At 72.2% G+C, this 16,623-nt stretch carries 17 protein-coding genes; 9 read left to right on the top strand and 8 right to left on the bottom strand.

Translation table 11 applies throughout. The features are described from left to right. The first annotated feature begins 223 nt into the window (after window positions 1-223). Window positions 224-2,140: a glycoside hydrolase family 3 protein gene (locus QP089_RS13880; RefSeq protein WP_285911972.1), complete on the top strand. Its 1,917-nt coding sequence runs from the start codon at window positions 224-226 to the stop codon at window positions 2,138-2,140. A 60-nt stretch (window positions 2,141-2,200) separates the two neighbouring features. On the opposite strand, the gene QP089_RS13875 is transcribed toward QP089_RS13880, so the two are convergent. The 3 genes from QP089_RS13875 to QP089_RS13865 form a co-directional block, all read right to left on the bottom strand. Then, window positions 2,201-2,899 (bottom strand): type 1 glutamine amidotransferase domain-containing protein, encoded by a 699-nt coding sequence (locus QP089_RS13875; protein WP_285911971.1) that lies wholly within the window; start codon window positions 2,897-2,899, stop codon window positions 2,201-2,203. A gap of 106 nt (window positions 2,900-3,005) precedes the next feature. Continuing rightward, a complete protein-coding gene (locus QP089_RS13870) occupies window positions 3,006-3,929 on the bottom strand; it encodes a LysR family transcriptional regulator (RefSeq protein WP_285911970.1) in 924 nt (307 codons plus the stop codon). Between the two features lie 361 nt (window positions 3,930-4,290). After that, a complete protein-coding gene (locus QP089_RS13865; protein WP_285911969.1) occupies window positions 4,291-4,575 on the bottom strand; it encodes a hypothetical protein in 285 nt (94 codons plus the stop codon). Window positions 4,576-4,725: 150 nt separating this feature from the next. On the opposite strand from QP089_RS13865, the gene QP089_RS13860 reads away from it, so the two are divergent. Together QP089_RS13860 and QP089_RS13855 are read left to right on the top strand one after the other, a co-directional pair. Then, complete coding sequence (locus QP089_RS13860; protein ID WP_285911968.1) at window positions 4,726-5,565, top strand: helix-turn-helix domain-containing protein; 840 nt, start codon at window positions 4,726-4,728, stop codon at window positions 5,563-5,565. After that, window positions 5,552-5,746, top strand: a complete 195-nt coding sequence (locus QP089_RS13855) for a DUF397 domain-containing protein (protein WP_285911967.1) — start codon at window positions 5,552-5,554, stop codon at window positions 5,744-5,746. The genes QP089_RS13860 and QP089_RS13855 overlap by 14 nt, the downstream gene beginning before the upstream one ends. A gap of 25 nt (window positions 5,747-5,771) precedes the next feature. Here the strand turns inward: QP089_RS13855 and QP089_RS13850 are convergent, their stop codons facing one another. After that, window positions 5,772-6,722, bottom strand: a complete 951-nt coding sequence (locus QP089_RS13850; protein ID WP_285911966.1) for an alpha/beta hydrolase — start codon at window positions 6,720-6,722, stop codon at window positions 5,772-5,774. Window positions 6,723-6,763: 41 nt separating this feature from the next. Between QP089_RS13850 and QP089_RS13845 the strand changes: the two genes are divergently transcribed. Then, window positions 6,764-7,240 carry a MarR family winged helix-turn-helix transcriptional regulator gene (locus tag QP089_RS13845; RefSeq protein ID WP_285911965.1) on the top strand — a complete coding sequence of 159 codons (477 nt, stop codon included), beginning with the start codon at window positions 6,764-6,766 and terminating at the stop codon, window positions 7,238-7,240. Between the two features lie 12 nt (window positions 7,241-7,252). Here the strand turns inward: QP089_RS13845 and QP089_RS13840 are convergent, their stop codons facing one another. Then, window positions 7,253-8,125, bottom strand: a complete 873-nt coding sequence (locus QP089_RS13840) for a DUF72 domain-containing protein (protein ID WP_285911964.1) — start codon at window positions 8,123-8,125, stop codon at window positions 7,253-7,255. A gap of 77 nt (window positions 8,126-8,202) precedes the next feature. Here QP089_RS13840 and QP089_RS13835 point away from each other — a divergent pair, with 77 nt between their 5' ends. From QP089_RS13835 to QP089_RS13825, 3 genes are read left to right on the top strand one after another with little or no spacing between them, the layout of a single operon-like run. Beyond that, entirely contained in the window at window positions 8,203-9,036 is an 834-nt protein-coding gene (locus QP089_RS13835) for a patatin-like phospholipase family protein (protein ID WP_285911963.1), read from the top strand. A 1-nt stretch (window position 9,037) separates the two neighbouring features. Beyond that, window positions 9,038-9,988 (top strand): 1-acyl-sn-glycerol-3-phosphate acyltransferase, encoded by a 951-nt coding sequence (locus QP089_RS13830; RefSeq protein ID WP_285911962.1) that lies wholly within the window; start codon window positions 9,038-9,040, stop codon window positions 9,986-9,988. Between the two features lie 50 nt (window positions 9,989-10,038). Beyond that, the gene (locus tag QP089_RS13825; RefSeq protein WP_285911961.1) at window positions 10,039-10,440 is read left to right on the top strand and encodes an Hsp15 family ribosome-associated heat shock protein; all 402 of its coding nucleotides are present in this window, start codon (window positions 10,039-10,041) and stop codon (window positions 10,438-10,440) included. A gap of 36 nt (window positions 10,441-10,476) precedes the next feature. Here QP089_RS13825 and QP089_RS13820 read toward each other — a convergent pair whose 3' ends face one another. Next, entirely contained in the window at window positions 10,477-11,940 is a 1,464-nt protein-coding gene (locus tag QP089_RS13820) for an arylsulfotransferase family protein (protein ID WP_285911960.1), read from the bottom strand. A gap of 142 nt (window positions 11,941-12,082) precedes the next feature. Here QP089_RS13820 and QP089_RS13815 point away from each other — a divergent pair, with 142 nt between their 5' ends. Further along, entirely contained in the window at window positions 12,083-13,144 is a 1,062-nt protein-coding gene (locus QP089_RS13815) for a DUF6745 domain-containing protein (protein WP_285911959.1), read from the top strand. 11 nt (window positions 13,145-13,155) lie between these two features. Further along, window positions 13,156-13,623, top strand: coding sequence for a DUF8820 family protein (locus tag QP089_RS13810; protein WP_285911958.1), 468 nt, complete (start codon window positions 13,156-13,158; stop codon window positions 13,621-13,623). Window positions 13,624-13,626: 3 nt separating this feature from the next. Here the strand turns inward: QP089_RS13810 and QP089_RS13805 are convergent, their stop codons facing one another. Both QP089_RS13805 and QP089_RS13800 read right to left on the bottom strand, forming a co-directional pair. Next, a complete protein-coding gene (locus QP089_RS13805) occupies window positions 13,627-15,408 on the bottom strand; it encodes a flavin-containing monooxygenase (protein ID WP_285911957.1) in 1,782 nt (593 codons plus the stop codon). A gap of 134 nt (window positions 15,409-15,542) precedes the next feature. Then, the gene (locus QP089_RS13800; protein WP_285911956.1) at window positions 15,543-16,592 is read right to left on the bottom strand and encodes a glucose 1-dehydrogenase; all 1,050 of its coding nucleotides are present in this window, start codon (window positions 16,590-16,592) and stop codon (window positions 15,543-15,545) included. Between the last annotated feature and the right edge of the window lie 31 nt (window positions 16,593-16,623).

Genomic DNA, 16,623 nt, shown 5'->3' with positions numbered 1-16,623 from the left:
GCGGGGGGTGCTTGACAGGTGATCAAGGCCGGGGGAGGTTCCAGGGGACGCTGAAGCCCGTCGCAGGGGTCATGGCCGTCCGGGCGCGCCGTGACCCCGCCCGCGCCGTCGCGGGCGCCCTCGCGGGCGCCCTCGTGGGCGCCCTCGTGCGCCGCGCGCGGGCGGAGCGGGCGAGCGGCCCCGCCGGGCCGCGCCGCGTCGCCGTAGCGACCCAGGAGGGACCTTGCGACACCCCCACAGACGAACGGCCACCCGGACCAGGCGTTCACTGATCGCGCTCGCGGTCGCCGCCGCCGTCCTGCCCACGGCGGCCGTCGGCACCGCGTTCGCCGGCGCACCCGCCTCAGCGCCCTATCTCGACGCGCGGCTGCCCGTCTCCCAGCGCGTCTCCGACCTGCTCGGACGCATGACGCTGCAGGAGAAGATCGGCCAGATGACGCAGGCCGAGCGCGGCGCCATCGACGCCGACCCGGCCCAGATCACCGCGCTGGGCCTCGGCTCGGTGCTGTCGGGCGGCGGCTCCGTGCCGGCCGACAACACCCCGTCCGGATGGGCCGACATGGTCGACCGGTACCAGGCGGCCGCGCTCGACACCCGGCTGAAGATCCCGCTGCTGTACGGGATCGACTCGGTGCACGGCGACAACAACCTCGTCGGCGCCACCGTCTTCCCGCACAACAACGCCATGGGCGCGACCCGCGACCCCGGGCTCGTCCGCCGGGAAGAGGAGATCACCGCCACCGAGACCCGCGCGACCGGCCCGCAGTGGGTCTTCGCGCCCTGCGTCTGCGTCTCCCGCGACCTGCGGTGGGGACGCACCTACGAGTCCTTCGGCGAGGACCCGAACCTCGTCATGCGGATGGAGACGGCCTTCGAGGGCTTCCAGGGACGGCGCACCAAGGATCTCGCCGACCCCACGCACGTCCTCGCGACCGCCAAGCACTACGCGGGCGACGGCGACACCAAGTTCGGGTCGTCCACCACCGGGACGTACACGATCGACCAGGGCGTCACCGTCACCGACCGCAAGTCGTTCGCGCGGATCGACCTCGCGCCGTACGTGCTCGCGGTCAAGAAGTACGGCGTCGGCAGCATCATGCCGTCGTTCTCCAGCGTCGACTGGACCGAGGACGGCGTCGGCAACCCGATCAAGATGAGCGCCAACAAGGAACTGCTCACCGACGTCCTCAAGCACAAGATCGGGTTCGACGGCTTCCTCATCAGCGACTGGGAGGCCATCCACCAGATCCCCGGCGACTACGCCACGCAGGTCCGCACGGCCGTCAACGCCGGCATGGACATGTTCATGGAGCCCTACAGCGCGCCGCAGTTCGAGCAGACGCTCCTGGCCGAGGTGCAGGCGGGCCGCGTCACGACGTCCCGCATCGACGACGCGGTGAGCCGCATCCTCAAGGCCAAGTTCGAGCTCGGGCTGTTCGAGCACCCGTACACGAACCGGACGAACATCAAGTCCGTCGGCTCGCCCGCGCACCGCGCCGTCGCCCGCGAGGCCGTCGGCAAGTCGCAGGTGCTGCTGAAGAACTCCGGTGGCGCGCTCCCGCTCAAGAAGTCGCAGCGCATCTACGTCGCCGGCGTGAACGCCAACGATATGGGCAACCAGGCCGGCGGCTGGACGGTCACCTGGCAGGGAAGCTCCGGCAACACCATCCCGGGCACGACGATCCTGCAGGGCATCCAGCAGAACGCCAAGAACGTCACCTACAGCGCCGACGCGTCCGCGCCGACGGCGGGCAGTGACGTCGGGGTCGTGGTCATCGGCGAGACCCCGTACGCCGAGGGCGTCGGCGACGTCGGCAACGGCCACACGCTCAACCTGTCCGACGCCGACAGGGCCAACATCGACAAGGTCTGCTCCGCGATCAAGAAGTGCGTCGTGCTCGACGTCGCGGGACGCCCGCAGATCGTCACCGACGAGCTGCCGAAGATGGACGCGCTCGTCATGTCGTGGCTGCCCGGCAGCGAGGGCGCCGGCGTGTCCGACACCCTCTTCGGGCACCGCTCCTACACCGGCCGCCTCCCCGTGACGTGGCCGCGCAGCGAGTCCCAGGAGCCGATCAACGTCGGCGACCGGAACTACCACCCGCTGTTCCCCTACGGCTACGGCCTCCGCACTCACTGATCAGGCGAACCTCGGCGCCGGGTCCCGGACCCGGCGCCGAGGATCCGCCGTCCCCTGCGGTCAGGAGGCCAGCATCCTGAGCACCTCGGCCGCGAGCGGGGCGGCCGAGGCGGGGTTCTGCCCGGTGACCAGGGTGCGGTCGACGACCACATTCGGCGCCCACGGCTCACCGGCTTGGACGTCCAGACCGGCCTCGGACAGGCGGGTCTCCAGGAGCCACGGGGCCCGGTCAGCGAACCCGGCCTGCGTCTCCTCGGCATTGGTGAACGCGGCGACCCGGTAACCGGAGAAGGCGTTGCCGCCGCCGGGCCTGCGGGCGGCCAGCAGCGCGGCGGGCGCGTGGCAGACCACCGCGAGCGGCCTGCCCGAGTCCAGCGCCCGGACCAGCAGGTCACCGGAGGCGGCGTCGACCGCGAGGTCCTCCATCGGGCCGTGGCCGCCGGGGCACAGGACGGCGGCGTAGTCGTCGAGGTCGACGTCCTCCAGCCGGATCGGGCTGCGCAGCTCGGTCATCGCGGCGAGGGCCGCGGCGATCTCGTCGGCCCCGTCCTGCCCGCCGTTGGCGTCAGCGGACAGGCTGGCCCGGTCGACGGGGGGAACGACACCGCCGGGGGTCGCGACGACGATCTCGTACCCGGCGTCCTTGAACGCCCGGTACGGCACGACGGCCTCCTCAGCCCAGAAACCCGTGGGGTGCTTGGTGCCGTCGGCGAGCGTCCAGTGGTCGGAGCCGGTCATCACAAAGAGGATCTTCGACATGGTGTTTCTCCAAGAGGACGGGGCCTGCAACGGCGTTCAAACTAGGCGCGCCGTCCAAGGACTTCCAATGACGCAGCCAATGACATCCATCAGGATTCTGATGGGTTCACCAGGCGCGCGCCGCCTGGAAGAGGTGATCGCGCACGAGCCGGACGTGCGGCCCGGGCCGCGCGCCCGCCCGCTGGACGAGGAAGCCGGTGTTGATGGGCGGGTCTTCGGGGTCCAGCAGGCGGATAAGCGTCCCCTCGGCCAGTTCCCGGACGCACAGGTAACCGGGCAGGACGGTGACGCCCGCGCTCGCGGCCGCGGCGGCCTTGACCGCCCGCAGGTCGGGCGCGACGACCGCCGCCTCCCGGTTCAGCCTGACGCCGAAGACGTGCCGCCAGTAGCGGCGCAGAATGGGCAGGTCGTCGGCGTAGGAGATCAGCGGGACGTCCGCGAGGGCGGCCGGCCCGTCCCGCGCGAGGAGCCGCGCGTCCAGGCGCCGGTGCCATTGCGGTGACGCGACCAGGACGAACTCCTCGTCCGCGAGCGGCTCGGCGAGGAACGCGCGGCCCCGGGGACGGATCGCGGAGACCACCAGGTCGAACCGGCCGGCCCGCAGCCCGGTGAGCAGGTCGTCCGCCAGGCCCATGGCGACGCGCAGCCGCACCCCCTGTTCGACCAGGGGCGCCAGCGCCGGGACGATCCGCTCCGCCAGCATCTCGGCCGGTCCGCCGAGCAGGACGGGCGGCTCCGGCACCTCCCGCTCCGGCCGCGCCCCGCCCGCGACGGCCTCGAGGGCGTCCATCGGACCGGCGAGGCGAAAGGCCAGGTCATCGGCGGCGGCAGTGGGCGCCACTCCCCGCGGAAGCCGCTCGAACAGCTGCCGCCCCATGCGCGCCTCCAGCGCGCGGAGCTGGGCCGTCACCGTGGGCTGGGAGAGGCCGAGGAGGCGGGCCGCCGCCGTCAGCGACCCGGCCCGGTAGACCGCCAGGAACGTCCGCAACTGCCCCAGATCCAGCGGCCCGCCGGCATTCCCGTCGCTCACAGCCGCCACACTATTCCCGGCCCTCACGGCGGCATCGAACGCCCGCGCCAGCGCCGTCAGATGCTCCGCCGCCGCCAGATCCCCGCTGTCCGCGCCCCGGCAAGCCGCGCACTCACCGTCCGACCGGTCGCCGAAGAACGGAAGCCGCCACATCACGCCACCGCCCAACCCAGAACCCGTCGCACCTCAACGACGAGCGCGCCCTCGCTGGGCGCCTCGACCAGCCGCCCCACCCCCGGGACCACCGCCCACCACGACCCGGTCGCCTTCCCTCGCCACCACACGGCCCCACGCGGAAACCAGTACATCGGCCGGACGCCCTGCACCGCCGGAACCTCCACGGCCGAGTACCACCCCCCGCTCACGCCCCGACCCCCCGCACCACATGCACGACCCGCCTGGGCCGCGCCTGCTTCCCCGCTCGCTCGGCCTCCGCCTCCAGGGCCTTGCGCAGCGCGGCGGGAGTGGAACAGCTGACCGTTGGGTCCACGCCGGACGCCGGGTCGTGCAGTGTCGCCACCCAATCCCCGGACCGCCTTTTGTGATCGACGCCCCGCCGGATCCGGTGCCCGGGGAAGTCGGCGCGAAGCCGCTGAAGAGCCTGGTCATCGCCGGCGTCGAGCCGCCGCGCGTCGTCGTTCGCCATCGTGTCCTCGCCAGGGTTGTGCCTGCCTGAAACTCGAACCCAGCGTGGCTGTCCGGTATACGCTCCGCTACATAGCGTCAACACTTAGCCACCCCCCGACCCGGCACCGGCACCCCGCGGGACCCGGCCGCGACCTACCAGGGACCCCCCATGCCCAAGGAAACAGGCGACCTGACCCGCGATCCCCTCATCCGCGCTTTCGGGGCCGTCCTGCGCTCCTACCGCGAGAACGCCGAACTGTCGCGTCCAGAACTCGCGGACGCCCTCGGCTGCACCTACCAGTGGATCGAGAAAATCGAGACGGGCACGAAGCCGTCCGTCGACACGGCGATCGACCTGGACACCTTCTTCAAAATCCCGGCGCGGACGTTCGAGAAGCTGGCCGAGGAGATCGAACGCGCCGGAAAGCACGCCGCGCTGCCCCCGGGATTCCCGGCATTCCTCAAACTGGAGGAATGCGCGCTGTCCATCCGCTCGTTCGTCTGCCAGGTCGTCCCGGGCCTGCTCCAGACCGAGGCGTACGCGCGTGGCGTCATGGGCGCGGGCCAGGTGCGCGACGGCTTGGACCACCTGGTCGCCCAGCGCGTCGACCGGCAGCGCATCCTGACCGGCGAGCGCGCGCCCCGGCTCTCCGTCGTCCTGGACGAATCGGTGCTACGCCGCCCGATCGGCGGATCGGCGGTAATGTGCGAGCAGCTCATGTACCTGGAACACATCATCGAGCACGAGCCGCACGTCCAGATTCGGATGCTGCCTTTCCAGCGCATCACCTGGGCCAGCCTCGACGGTTCGTTCACGATCCTGGGTTTCGGGAACGGCCCCGACATCGCCTACCTCGAAGGTCCCACGAGCAGCCAATTGCTGCGCGATCCGAACCGCGTCGCCGACACGGCAGTACGATTCGACCTGGTAATGGGGGAGGCGCTGACGGGCGGCGAGTCCCTCGAAATGATCCGGCAGGCACGAGAGGGCTACCGTGAACAACGTTGACCTAACGGGCGCGCAGTGGCGCAAGAGCAGCCACAGCGGCGGGCAGGGCGGCGAGTGCGTCGAGGTCGCGGCCACCGCCGTCGCCGCCGTCGCCGTCCGGGACTCCAAGGATCCCCACGGCCCCAAGCTCGTGCTCGACGCCGCCGCCTGGCGCGCCCTCACCCGCAGCCTGAAGGGCTGAGCAACGAACACACGGACCGCTCCCGCTAGCTCGCCCTCGACCTTTCCGAAGTGGGGCGCCCGTGTGCGGTGCCTTCGCTGTGGGGGTGGGTGTGTTGGGTGAGGAAGAGGGCGGCGCGGGCCAGGGCCTCGTCGGCCTCGTCCAGGGCGCCGGTGTAGGCCTGGAACACGTGCGGGACGTCGGCGGTGACGTCCAGGATGACGTCGACTCCGGCCGCCCTGGCGCGTGCAGCGAGGCGGGTGGAGTCGTCCAGCAGCACCTCGTTGGTGCCGACCTGCAGCAGCATCGGGGGGAAGCCGGTCAGGTCGGCGAGGGTGGCGGGGCTGAGGAGCGGGTGGTGCGGGTCGCGTCCCGCCAGGTACATGGAGCCGGTGTACTCCAGTGACTCGCGGGTGAAGAACGGGTCGGCGGACTCCTTGGCGGTCACGCTCTCGCCCGTCCGGGTCAGGTCGAGCCCGGGAGAGAACGCGACGATCGCGGCGGGTACGGGCAGGCCCGCGTCGCGTGCGGCGAGGCAGGCGGTGACGGTGAGGCCGCCGCCGGCGGAGTCCCCGGCGAACGCGATGGCCGAGGGGTCCTCGCCGCCGTCGAGGAGGGCGCGGTAGGCGCGCACCGCGTCGTCGATCGCCGCGGGGAACGGATGCTCGGGGGCGAGACGGTAGTCCAGCGAGAAGGCGCGGAACCCGGTGCGGACGACCAGGTTCGCCGTCAGCGACATCGCGGTCTCGGGCGACCCGAACACGAAGCCGCCGCCGTGGAAGTACAGGATCGTCCCAGGTCGCGAGTCACCGGCCGGTTCGACGAGTACCACGGGACGGTCCGCGAGCTGCGCCGGACGGGTGCGGATGCCGTCCGGGACGATCATTTCCGCCATCATCGCGCGGAAGCCGGCGCGGGTCGCCTCCACCGTCCGCGGACCCTCGGGACGGGGCCGCCGCAGCGCCGCGTCGAGCTTCGTCCGCTGTTCCCTGCTCATGTCGCCTCCCATGACGAGTAGATGCCGCTACAGTATATGCCGTGGCATCTAAGTTGAACGGCGGCGCCGCCGACCTGCCGGGGTTCTTCTCCGACCTCGTCCGGTGCGAGACGCGCGTCTACAACGCCCTGAACGACCGGCTCCGCGACCGGCACGGGATCGTCACCTCGCAGTACGAGGCCCTGCGCTTCCTGCGCGGCCGCCCGGGGGCCCGGGTGGCGGACCTCGCGGCGGAGTTCGCGATCGGGATCGGGGCGAGCAGCAAGGTCGTCGACCGCCTGGAGCGGCAGGGGTGGGTCGCCCGGCGGCCGAACCCGGCGGACCGCCGGTCGTCGCTGCTCGACCTGACCGACGACGGCGCGCGGCTCACCGACGAGGCCGGGGAGACCTTCACCGAAGGGCTGGCCGAACTGCTCGGAGGGGCGCTCGCCGGTGAGGCGGGGGCGGCGGCCGCACGGGTCATGGCGGAGTTGCGTGCCGCGCTCGAACGCGACCAGGTGGGTCTTCCTACGGGTTGAGCGGCATCCGGCTCAGTTGTGGAGAAGGTCGGCGAAGCGGGCGGCGTTGCGCTGGGAATGGTCGGCGCAGCAGTTGTTGAAGACGACGTAGGTCGTTTCGACATCGTCGGCCAGGTCGCGGATCCGGGGGACCCATGAGCGCATTTCGGCTTCGGTGTAGAGGTAGCCGAAACGTTCGCGGACATCGGAGGAGTCCCAGCGTTCGCTGTGGCCGTGGAAGCGGACGACGGCCGCGTCACCGGTCACCGCGAGAATCGGCGGCATCGAGGACCGGTGGCCCTGCGGCATGTCCACGCTGACATAGGGGATGCGGTGCTCGGACATGAAGGCGAGCGTCGCGTCGCGGTGCTCGTCGTCCATCCAGGCGGCGTTGCGGAACTCGACGCAGATCGGCATGGGGGCGCAGCGGTCCCGCGCCCGGAGGATGTGCTTGCGGTTGCGGTCGCCCGGCGGGAACCAGACCGGGAACTGGAAGAGGAGCAGGCCGAGTTTCCCCGCGTCGTGGAGCGGCCGGAGGGCGCTGAGGAAGCGGTCCCAGACCTCGTTCTCCACCTCCTCCGGAACGTCCTTCAAATAGACGTTCCGTTTGTTCGGGACTTTGTCGCGGAGGTTCTTGTAGAGGGACGCGGGGCGCGTCGGGTGACCGGTGAGAAGCGAGAACGCCTTGACGTTGAACACGAAGCCGGGCGGCGTGCGCTCGACCCAGAGGTGGACGGTCCGTTCCGCCGGAGGCGCGTAGTACGTGGCATCCACCTCGACGAGCGGGAACTGGGAGGCGTAGTAGCGCAGCCGGTCCTCGGCGGTCTTGGCCTCCGGCGGGTACCAGCCCGAGGAGAGCAGCGTCTTGTCCGTCCACGAGGCGGTGCCGACCAGGATTCTCCCCATGCCGCGAGGCTACGGGTGATCGGGTTGGTTCGTCCGGGCTTCTGGGGGGATGACCGGGGGCGTCGAAGGAGGGGACGGTGGCGGAGTCCGGAAAGACGGCGTTCGTGCTGGGCGGCGGTGGCGTGCTCGGCGCGCACGAGGTGGGGATGCTGCGGGCGCTGGAGGAGGCCGAGGTGCGGCCCGACCTGGTGGTGGGGACGTCGATCGGGGCGCTGAACGGGGCGTTCGTCGCGGCGGAGCCCGACACGGCGGTCGGCAAGCTCGCCGGGCTGTGGTCGGACGACGCGGCGCGCGAGGTGTTCGGGGCGCGGGTGTGGGAGCGGCTGTGGACGCTGGCGCGGTCGGGCACGCATCTTCATTCGGCGGAGCCGCTGCGGCGGATGATGGACCAGTTGCTGCCCGCCGAGACGTTCGGGGAAATGGCCGTCCCGTTCCAATGCGTCGCCGCCGGGATCGAGACGGCGATGGCGCATTGGTTCTCCGACGGCCCGGTCATTCCGGCGGTGCTGGCGTCCTGCGCGGCGCCCGGACTTCTGCCCCCCGTGCGGATCGACGGGAGGCATTACTTCGACGGCGGGCTGGTGCACAGCATTCCGGTCGGACGGGCGGTGGCGCTGGGCGCCACGACGATCTACGTTCTGCAGGTGGGCCGGATCGAGCGGGAACTGGTCCCGCCGCGCCGGCCGTGGGAGGTCGGGATGGTCGCGTTCGAGATCGCGCGGCGGCACCGGTTCTTCGAGGAGATGGCGGCGCTGCCCGACGGATTGACGGTGCACGTCCTGCCGGCGGGCGGCGAGCGGAAGGCGGGGGTGGACTACTCCCAGCTGCGGTACCGGAACGCGGCCGGTATCACGGCGCATATCGAGCGTGCTTACGAGGCGTCGATGAAATACCTCAAAGAACGGGCGTGAAATGGTTCCGCCCCCCATGGTCCGGCGGCTGGTCTCCACGCCGGTGCTGTTCTTGATGACCCTTCTGGTCGTGGTCGTCTTCCCGGTGGCCTGGGTGCTCGGCGCGGTGTTCGGGCGCAAGCGCAAGCGGCTCGTCCGGTTCCTGTGGTTCGCGCTGGCGTGGGGGACGCGGGAATCGGCGGCGGTGATGCAATGCGCGTGGCTGTGGTGCACCGGACGCGGCCACGACGACCGGCACTACGACATCATCCGCCGCTACGTCGCGGGCCTCAACACGGTCGCCGGGCGGCGGCTCGGCCTGCGGGTCGAGGACGAGGGGAGCTGGGAGGGGACGGGCGAGGACCGGCCGCTGATCGTCCTCAGCCGGCACGCCGGCCCGGGCGACGCGCTGATCCTCGTCCACCACCTGCTCACCGGGTACCGGCGGCGGCCCCGGGTGGTCATGAAGGCCGAGCTCCAGTTCGACCCGTGCATCGACATCGCGGCCAACCGGCTGCCGAACGTGTTCGTCGAGCACGGCGGCGCGACCGAGAAGATCGGGCGGCTCGCCGAGGGCCTCGGGCCGCGCGACGCGCTGCTGATCTTCCCGGAGGGCGGCAACTTCTCGCCGGAGCGGCGGCGCCGGGCGATCCGGCGGCTGGCCCGGCACGACCGTCCGCGCGAGGTCGCCCGCGCGTCCCGGATGCGGAACCTGATGCCGCCGCGCCCCGGCGGCGTCCTCGCCGCGATCGACGCGGCCCCCGACGCGGACGTCGTGTTCGTCGCGCACGTCGGCCTCGACGAGATGGCCACGGCCGGGGACATCTGGCGGCGGGTCCCGCTGACCGAGCCGGTCCGGGCGCGATGGTGGCGGATCCCCGCCGAGGACGTCCCCGAGGAACGGGAGGCCCGCATCAACTGGCTGTACGCGCAGTGGGAGCGCGCGGACGCCTGGATCAGCGCGCACCGGTGATCGGATGAGCCGTTGACGGGGCGCTTCGCGCGGTCAATAGACTCCGGTGCATGGCGGACGAGGGGACGGTGCGGGTCGATCTGTGGATCTGGTCCGTCCGGCTGCTGAAGACCCGGTCGATGGCGACGACCGCGTGCCGCGCCGGGCACGTGCGGGTGAACGACGAGCGCGCCAAGCCGTCCACCGCGGTGAAGATCGGCGACGAGGTGCGGCTGCGGCACGACGGCCGGGAGCGCATCGTGATCGTGCAGAAGGCCATCCGCAAGCGGGTCGGGGCGCCGGAGGCGGCGCAGTGCCTGATCGACAAGAGCCCGCCCCCGCCGCCGCGCGAGGCGCTGGTCCCGGTCGGCCGCCGCGACCGGGGCGCCGGGCGCCCCACCAAGCGCGACCGCCGCGAGCTGGACCGGCTGCGCGCCCTGAACTCCACGCTGAACCGGCCGCCCGGGGAGTGACCTCAGACGGCGACTGACCTCAGACGGCGACTGACCTCAGACGGCGACGGCCCGCACGGCCGACCGGGCGAGGACGCCGCCGTTCGCGGCCAGCGCCTCCGCGACGACCCGCGGCGCGACCGGCATCGTCGCGGCCGTCTCGAACCCCGTCCGGCGGACCGTCGCGGCGGCCGAGAAGCGCGCCGCGTCCGCGTCGGTGAGGAACCGCCAGGCCGCGACGTCCGTCGCGCCGTTCCAGCTCGCGTGCACCCGCATCCGCCCGCCCGCCACCGCCGCGACGGCGACGGCCGGCGCCGCCGCGGGCCGCGCCGACCAGGGCGAACGGTACGCCCGGTACGAGCCGGCCCCGGTCACCTCCAGCACCGGACTCCCGTCCGGCCCGTACTCGATCACCGCGGCCGTCGAGCCGTAGCCGACGACCGCGTTCCCGCCCGCCAGCAGCTGCACGTTGCCCATGTACTGGCCGTAGGTCGTGCCGTCGGTGTACTCGCGCAGCAGCGTCGCCTTGCGCGCCTTCTCGTCGATCTTCAGGACGAGCCCGCGCGACGCACCGTCACCGACATTGGTGATGTGGTTGTCGAACAGCGAGATCGTCGTGTCGTCGAGGCGGCGGGCGTCGTGCTGCCAGGCGAACGCGGCACGCGACCCGACCGTGAAGTCGCTGCGCCGGCCGCCGAGCCGCCACCGCACCGCGCCGGTCCGCCGGTCGACCGAGTACAGCGCGCAGGTGTCGCGCGCGGAGATCAGCAGCGTGTCGCCGTAGGCCTGCACCGAGTTGACGTGGATCGGGTCGAACGTCCTGCCCTTCGTCCCGTCGGTGTCCTTGGTCATCGGCATCTTCGTCTCGGTGATCGCGATGTGGTCGAGCGCGTTCCAGTCGAGCAGCACCTTGCCGGTCGCGACGTCGACCTCCTGGACGCGGCAGCCGTACACGTGCCCGTCGCGGGGTCCGCCGATCGGCCGCAGATCCGCCGTGACCTCGGGATACGCGGTGAGCAGCGCGGTGCCCTGGCCGGTGAGCTGGAACTCGTGCAGGTCGCCCTCCATGCCGTTCCCGGCCCGGACCTCGGCGATCTGCCGGTACGTCCGGTCGAGGAGGACCCCGTTGCCCGCGCCGTGCCCGCCGACGAGCCGCGCGCCCTCCCAGTAGGTCAGCACCGGCTCGCCCTTGTAGGTCTGCACGCGCAGGTCGGTGACGAGGTCCTTCGAGCCGCGGAACCACACGGGCTCGCCGTCGTCGTCGACGATCAGGGCGTCGGCGTAGTCCGTGCCGCGGAACGGCCCGAGGAACAGCAGCCCCGGCGCGACCTGCCCCGTGCGGCGGACGGTCAGCTTCGGCGGCTGCGTCCCCGGCAGCGTGAGATAACCGCTCGGCTCGACGGCGGCTTCGGCGTCGGCGTCCGGGCCGCCGCCGCGCTGGAGCGTCCCGGCCGCCCCCGCCCACGCGGCCCCGCCGGCCAGCACCGTCCCCACCAGAAACCCGCGCCGCGACAATCCCATACCGGACGGTCTATGGGGCGAATCTGGGAACTCGCTGAACGCGGACTGAGGTAACCCTATGGACATTCCGGGCGGGGGTCTGTCAGCATGCGGGCATGATCGATGAAAGGGGCGCTGCCGCCCGCATCCGATGAGCGGAGCCGTGCAGCGGGAAGCTGCCGCCGTCCGCGAGGAATGGCTGGGCCGGGCACTGTCCGTGCGGCCCGCCGACCGTCCGGCCGCCGAAGCGGCCATCTCCGGCCTCTACCGCCTGGCCGGACTCGATTCCCCCCGTTTCCACTGGGTTCCGTCGCCGCTCGCGGCCTTCGAGACCGTCCCGCCCGGCATGCGGCTGCGTGCGAACGGCGTCGGCGTCTTCGAGGGGCCCGCGGTGCGCGCGCTCGCCGCCTCGATGCTGGGGCTGCGCCTCGATCTCGACGAAGAGATCGGGAGGCACTGCTCCGGTCTGGCCGGCCTTTACCGGCAGCAGGTGCAGGGCTCGCTCTTCCGCTCGATACGGGCCACGCTCGGCATGGTCGCGCGCGAGGCGCACGACTTCAGGCGCGCGGCCGACACCTGGTACGACCGGCTGTGCGTCTCCTGGATCGCCTACTACGACGTCATGCGCCGCGTCGCGGGCGTGCCGTTCACGTCCGGGCAGGTCGAACGGCTCGACCTGTGGGGAGCGGCGCTGTCGTCGGCCGGCTGGTGGTGGCCGCGCGAGGACGTGTGCGTGATCTCCGAGCGGCCCGTGGCCGTCCGCACCGAGGTGTGGGGGGACGACGGCGAGGTCCGCCTGCACCACCCGGACGGCCCGGCGGTCCGCTACCACGACGGCTGGGACATGCACGCCTGGCACGGCACGCCGGTGCCGTCCTGGGTGATCGACGACCCGGCGCCGGACCGCATCGAACGCGAGACCAACGTCGAGATCCGGCGGTGCGCGATCGAGCACCTCGGCTGGCCCGCCTACATCGAGGGCGCCGGGCTGCGGCTCGTCTCGACCGCCCCCGACCCCGGCAATCCCGGCTCCGAGCTGCGGCTCTACGACCTGCGGCGGGAGGCGCGCGTGCTGCTGGCCGTCAACGGGTCGGTCGAGCGCGACGGGACGCGCCGCCGGTACGGGCTGACCGTGCCGGGCGCGATGTCCGATCCGGTCGCCGCGGCGGCCTGGACGTACGGCCTGTCCGCCGAGCAGTACTCCCTCCTCGCCCGCCGAACCTGAAGGTGATGACCATGACGCAGACACTCGAATCCCTCTCCCGGCAGACCGGCGTGACCGTGCTCGACCACCTGGAGCGGTCGATGCGCATCCCCGTCGTCGACGGGCTCCAGGCCCAGGGCGACCTGATCGTGGTCCCGCTGCACGCCGTCGCGCAGGCGGTGAAGCCCGCGCCCGACGAGCCGCCCGGGTTCGGCCGCCCCAGCCCGTGGCGGGGCGTCCCGCCGGAAGGCGTGGAGCTGCTGCGCGCCGTGGCCGGCGGCAACACGCACACGCTGGTCGCCGAGCCCGGCACCTGCCGCTGGACGACCGACGTGGACGATGACACCAGGCTCGCGATCGGCGTCTTCACGGCGTCGGAGATCGTCTACCTGCTGCATCCCGAGCACGGCGCGTCGGGCTGCGCGCCGGGGACCTACGTCGTCCGGCGGCAGCGCGAGCACGACCGGCGCCGCGGCGGCGTCCGGCTCGTCGTCGACTGAGGGTCAGCGGAACTGCAGGCCCTCGAACGTCCCGGACGAGCGCCACCGCTCCAGGTAGGTGAAGTAGGCGGTGGCGCCCGCCGGGTACCCGACGTTCAGCAGCGACCACGGCGACGGCGCCTGGCCCTCGTTGTTGTAGTAGCCCGGCGTGCAGTCCGGGAGGAACCGCATCGTCGGCGGGGCGGTGCGGAGCACGTCGAGCCAGGCGTCCTCGGCCTCCCGCGTCACCTCGATCTCGGTGAACCCGTGGTCGAGGGCGTGCCGGATCACCGCCGCGACGGTCGCGCCCGCCTCGGTGAGGTTGTGCGGGATGTTGGAGATGAGGTTCGCGCCCTGCGCGGGCTGCACGACGAACGCGTTCGGGAACCCCTGGACGTGGGTGCCGTGCAGGGTGCGCATCCCCTCCGACCAGTACTCCGACAGCCTCACCCCGTCGCGTCCGGCCATGTCGTAGCCGGTGCGGCGGGTGTACTCGGTGCCGACCTCGAACCCGGATGCGTAGATGACGCAGTCGACCTCGTACTCGCGCCCGCCGGCGACGACACCGGACGGGGTGATGCGCTCGACGCCCTTGCCGTCGGTGTCGACCAGATGGGTGCCCGGGACGTTGAACGCCTGGAGGTACTCGTCGTGGAAGCACGGCCGCTTGCACAGCTGCCGGTACCAGGCCTTGAGCCGGTCCGCGGTCTCCGGGTCCTGGACGATCGCGTCGACGCGGGCGCGGATCTCCTCCATCTTCTCGTGGTCGGAGTCCTCGTAGACCTCCATCATCTTCTCGAGCGTCGCCTCGCCCGGCCCGAGCGCGGCGTACCGGGCGCGGATACGGCGGCTGATGTCGGTCCAGCCGTCCATGACGAGGTCGGTCTCGGCGGTGCCGCCGGCCTGGTTGGAGGTGAAGTTCTCCAGCCAGCGCCGCTGCCAGCCCGGCGTCGCGATCTCCGCGAACCACTCCGGGTCGATCGGGTGGTTGTTGCGGACGTCGACCGACGACGGGGTCCGCTGGAAGACGTACAGCTCCCCGCAGGCCCGCGCGAGATGCGGGACGCACTGCACGGCCGTCGCGCCCGTCCCGATGATCGCGACGCGCTTGTCCGCCAGCCTGTCCATGGGCGCGCCGGACGGGTCGCCGCCCGTGTAGGCGTAGTCCCAGCGGCTCGTGTGGAAGGAGTGCCCCTCGAACGCGTCGATGCCGTCGATGCCGGGCAGCTTCGGCACGTGCAGCGGGCCGGTGCCCATGGCGACGAACTGCGCGGTGAACGCATCGCCCCGGTTCGTCCGGACGATCCACCGCGAGCGTGGCGCGTCCCATTCCAGGTCCTCGACCTCGGTGTGGAACAGCGCGTTGTCGTACAGGCCGTACTGCTTGCCGATGCGGCGGCAGTGCTCCAGGATCTCCGGCCCGTGCGCGTACTTCTCGGTCGGCACGTGCCCGGTCTCTTCGAGCAGCGGCATGTAGACCATCGACGCGGTGTCGCACTGGGCGCCCGGGTACCGGTTCCAGTACCAGGTGCCGCCGAAGTCGCCGCCCTTCTCGACGATCCGGACGTCGTCGACGCCGGCCTCCTTCAGCCGGGCGCCGGTGACGAGCCCGGCGAACCCGCCGCCGATGAACGCGACGGTGACGTGGTCGGTGCGCGGCCCGCGCGGCGCGACGGGCGTGTGCGGATCGGCGAGGTAGCGGGCGAACCGGCCGGTCAGCCGCTGGTACTGGGCGTTGCCGTCGGGGCGGAGGCGCTTGTCGCGTTCGGTGCGGTACCTGCGGCGGAGGGCTTCCTTGTCGATCATGCGTGCTCCGGGGGGCGGGCCGGCGGGCGGCGCGCGCGTCCGCCCTCGTCCCGACCAGAATGACATTCAGGTGCGTCCCCTGGCGACACTCGTGAACGACCGGCCCCGGACGCCCGTCCCGCCCCGCGGCGCGGTCAGTCCAGCGTGATGACCACCTTCACGTCGTCCTCGCGCGGCGTGAACGCGTCCTGGAACTCCTCCAGCGGGACGCGCCGCGACACCAGGCGGCCGAGCCAGTCCGGGTCGGCCTTGGCCAGGGCGTCCGCCGCCGCGGCGTAGTGGTCCAGGTTGGCGTTCACCGACCCGACGATCGCGTCGTTCTCCAGGACGATCTCGCGGTTGATGCCGCCGGCGTCCACGGTCAGCTTCCGGCCCGTCGGCGACACCCCGGTCAGGCAGACGATCCCGTACGCGCCGGTCGAGGCCATCGCGCCGAACACCAGCTGCCCGACGCCGGTGGCCTCGATGACGATGTCCGGTCTGGCGTGCGCGACGGCGGCGTCCATTCCCTCGCTGTGGTAGGTCGCGCCGAGCCGCTTGACCAGGTCGGGCTTGGGACCGTCCGGGACCTGGTCCAGGACGTGCACGTCGAGCCCGCGCTGGATGCCGAGCAGCGCGGCCAGCAGCCCGATCGGCCCGGCGCCGGTGACCAGTGCGGACTTCGGCTCGTACCAGGCCCGCGCGCCGACCTTCTCGACCTGCTCCCACGCCTTGGCGACCACCGTCGTCGGCTCCATCAGCATGCCGACGTCCGCGAGCCGGGGGTCCAGCTTCACGGCGTAGTCGGCCTCGACCGTCCACGCCCGGCTCGCGTAGCCGTCGATCTCCTTGATGCCGCGCTCGGTGTACCGCCCGTTGCGGCACATGTCGAACTGCCCGTGCGCGCAGGCCCCGCACGGCACCGGGTCGGGCCGCCGGACCACGCCGACCACCAGGTCGCCCTCGGCGAACCTGCTGCCGGACGGCGCCCGCCGCACCCGGCCGAGCGACTCATGTCCGATGACCAGACGGTCATGCCCGGGCGGCGCCCACCCGTACTCCCCGGACGCGATCTCCCGGTCGGTGCCGCAGACCCCGACGGCCAGCCCGTCCACCAGCAGCTCCCCGTCACCGGGTTCGGGATCGGGGACGTCCCGGACGGCCAGCGAGTCCTTCTGCCCCGGAACGACGGTCAAGGCGCGCATGTGCGGTTCTCCTTCGGCTCTGCCTCGTCAC

Origin of the sequence: Actinomadura opuntiae (assembly GCF_030283205.1) — a bacterium.
GTDB lineage: Bacteria > Actinomycetota > Actinomycetes > Streptosporangiales > Streptosporangiaceae > Spirillospora.
This window is presented reverse-complemented; position numbering and strand designations above follow the sequence as displayed.

Excerpts from the sequence above, each read along its gene's own strand:
- QP089_RS13800 (WP_285911956.1), bottom strand. The coding sequence starts at position 16,592 with ATGCGCGCCTTGACCGTCGTTCCGGGGCAGAAGGACTCGCTGGCCGTC.
- QP089_RS13860 (WP_285911968.1), top strand. The coding sequence starts at position 4,726 with ATGCCCAAGGAAACAGGCGACCTGACCCGCGATCCCCTCATCCGCGCT.
- QP089_RS13850 (WP_285911966.1), bottom strand. The coding sequence starts at position 6,722 with ATGAGCAGGGAACAGCGGACGAAGCTCGACGCGGCGCTGCGGCGGCCC.
- QP089_RS13805 (WP_285911957.1), bottom strand. The coding sequence starts at position 15,408 with ATGATCGACAAGGAAGCCCTCCGCCGCAGGTACCGCACCGAACGCGAC.
- QP089_RS13810 (WP_285911958.1), top strand. The coding sequence starts at position 13,156 with ATGACGCAGACACTCGAATCCCTCTCCCGGCAGACCGGCGTGACCGTG.
- QP089_RS13875 (WP_285911971.1), bottom strand. The coding sequence starts at position 2,899 with ATGTCGAAGATCCTCTTTGTGATGACCGGCTCCGACCACTGGACGCTC.
- QP089_RS13865 (WP_285911969.1), bottom strand. The coding sequence starts at position 4,575 with ATGGCGAACGACGACGCGCGGCGGCTCGACGCCGGCGATGACCAGGCT.
- QP089_RS13840 (WP_285911964.1), bottom strand. The coding sequence starts at position 8,125 with ATGGGGAGAATCCTGGTCGGCACCGCCTCGTGGACGGACAAGACGCTG.
- QP089_RS13820 (WP_285911960.1), bottom strand. The coding sequence starts at position 11,940 with ATGGGATTGTCGCGGCGCGGGTTTCTGGTGGGGACGGTGCTGGCCGGC.
- QP089_RS13825 (WP_285911961.1), top strand. The coding sequence starts at position 10,039 with ATGGCGGACGAGGGGACGGTGCGGGTCGATCTGTGGATCTGGTCCGTC.
- QP089_RS13830 (WP_285911962.1), top strand. The coding sequence starts at position 9,038 with ATGGTTCCGCCCCCCATGGTCCGGCGGCTGGTCTCCACGCCGGTGCTG.